This is a genomic window from Micromonospora endophytica (assembly GCF_003236305.1).
GTDB classification, from domain to species: domain Bacteria; phylum Actinomycetota; class Actinomycetes; order Mycobacteriales; family Micromonosporaceae; genus Micromonospora; species Micromonospora endophytica.
Genome location: NZ_POTX01000432.1, coordinates 1 through 2,355, shown reverse-complemented (window position 1 = coordinate 2,355; position 2,355 = coordinate 1). Strand labels below are relative to the sequence as shown.

Below are 2,355 nucleotides of genomic sequence, written 5' to 3'. Positions count from 1 at the left end.
GGGTGGGGTTAGGGGGTGGTGATGGCGGCTAGGAGTTCGTTGGCGACTTCGAGGGCTACGTGTTTGCGTTCGGCGTCGGTGATGTCCGGGGTGCGTACCACGAACCAGCTGCTGTGCACTGCGAACAGGGCCAGTGCGGCCCGCACCTGCCCACCCGGGGAGTTGTCGCCGGCGGAGAGCACGGTGGCCAGCCGGAGCAACCGCTCGCGTAGCTCACGGCCGGCGGAGAGGCTTTTCAGCGCGGTCTGGTTCTGCTCGAAGAAGCGCATCACCCCACGCTGGTCGCCGCCGAATATGGTGTCGGCGTACCGCTCGATGACCGCGCGTCGGGTGGCCAGGGTGGGCGGTTGCGCCTCCGCCCAGGCGATCAGGCTGTCCATCAGGTCCAGCCGGTCGGCGACCACGCTGGTGACGATCTCGTCCTTGCTCTTGAAGTGGTAGTAGAGTGCCGCCTTGGTCACGCCGAGCCGCTCGGCCACCTCACGCAGGGACGTCGCTTCGTATCCCTGCTCGGTGAAGAGTTCCAGCGCGACGGCCTTGATCCGCTCTCGCGTACCGCCTGTGCTCTGGCTCACTCATACTCCTGAAATCGGTTGACCGGTCCTGCTGCCCAACTTACCGTGCGGCTAGTAAGGTGCCTTACTGGACGGCCGGTAAGTGTGCCGCATCTCGGGGGGAGAGCTTACCGATGACTCAGCAAGACCAGGCGATCGCGCGACCCAACATCCGGGTGGTGCTCGTCGGCCTGATGACCGCCATGATGCTGGCGATGCTCGACAACATGATCGTCAGCACGGCGTTGCCACGCATCGTGGGCGAGTTCGGTGGCCTCAACCACTTCACCTGGGTGGTCACCGCGTACGTGCTGGGCACCACCGTCTCGACCCCGATCTGGGGCAAGCTCGGCGACCTGTACGGCCGCAAGCCGGTCTTCCTCACCGCCGTGGTGGTCTTCCTGGTCGGATCCGCGCTGTGCGGGATGTCCGGTTCCGGGTTTCTCGGCGGTCCGGACGACGGCATGGTCCAGTTGATCGCCTTCCGCGCCGTGCAGGGCCTGGGTGCCGGTGGCCTGATGGTGGGTGTGATGGCGATCATCGGCGACCTGGTGCCGCCCCGGGAACGCGGGCGCTACCAGGGCATGATGGCCGGGATCATGGCCATCGCGATGGTGGCCGGGCCGCTGGTCGGCGGCTTCATCACCGACCACCTCTCCTGGCGCTGGGCGTTCTACGTCAACCTGCCGCTCGGCGGGGTGGCCCTGGTGCTGCTGATCGCCACCCTGCACCTGCCCAAGTACCGCACCGAACACCGGATCGACTGGTGGGGTGCCGCCCTGCTGTCGGTAGGTATCACCGCGATCGTGCTGATCACCACCTGGGGCGGCAGCGAGTACGCGTGGGTGTCGCCGCAGATCCTCGGCCTGGTCGGGGTGGCCGTGATCGCCCTGCTGGTCTTCGGGTTCGTCGAGCGCCGGGCCGCCGAGCCGATCCTGCCGCTGAGCCTGTTCGCCAACCGGAACTTCGCCCTCATCTCGCTCGTCGGCTTCCTGCTCGGCTTCGCGATGTTCGGCGCGATGAACTTCCTGCCGCTCTACCAGCAGACCGTGCAGGGCGCCTCGGCCACCAACTCCGGTCTGCTGCTGCTGCCGCTGATGTTCGGCATGCTCGTGGTCTCGCTCGTCGTCGGCCGGGCGATCACCCGGACCGGGCGCTACCGGATCTATCCGATCGTCGGCGGCGTGGTGATGTCCGTCGGCCTGGTGCTGCTGAGCCTGCTGGACGTGCACACCAGCAAGGTCACCTCCTCGCTCTACATGATCGTGCTCGGCGTCGGGATGGGCTTCCTCATGCAGACGTCGATGCTGATCGCGCAGAACAGCGTCGAGCAGCGGGACCTCGGTGCGGCCAGCGGTGCGGCCACCTTCTTCCGCTCCATCGGCGGGTCGTTCGGCATCTCGCTGTTCGGTGCCATCTTCGCCAACCGGCTGGCCGGCTCGGCGGCCGGCGAGGCGTTCGGCGGCGGTGGCGGCGAGGGCGCGGCGGCGATGAACCTCGAGCAGCTCAACGAGCTGCCGCCGCAGGCCCGCGAGTTGGTGCTCGGTGGCCTGGCCGACGCCATCTCCCACGTCTTCCTCTGGGCGGTGCTCTTCGCCGTCCTGGTCCCGGTGCTGGCCTGGTTCATCCGGGAGATTCCGCTGCGCACCAGCAACGACCCCACCCCCACCCAGCCTCTGGTGAAAGAAGGGGCCCCCTCTTAACGCCTGATGTAGAGGAAGGGCCCCCTGTTAACACCGGCGACCGTTGCGCGGGGTGACCGTCGCGCGGGGCGACTACTCAGGGCGGGGGTGCGCAGGGC

The 2,355-nt window shown here is 67.8% G+C and carries 2 protein-coding genes; one reads left to right on the top strand and one right to left on the bottom strand.

Annotated elements, in window-relative coordinates:
* Window positions 1-8: 8 nt before the first annotated feature.
* A complete protein-coding gene (locus C1I93_RS30175; protein ID WP_111246633.1) occupies window positions 9-575 on the bottom strand; it encodes a TetR/AcrR family transcriptional regulator in 567 nt (188 codons plus the stop codon).
* A 113-nt stretch (window positions 576-688) separates the two neighbouring features.
* On the opposite strand from C1I93_RS30175, the gene C1I93_RS30170 reads away from it, so the two are divergent.
* Entirely contained in the window at window positions 689-2,257 is a 1,569-nt protein-coding gene (locus C1I93_RS30170; protein ID WP_111246632.1) for an MDR family MFS transporter, read from the top strand.
* Window positions 2,258-2,355: the final 98 nt, after the last annotated feature.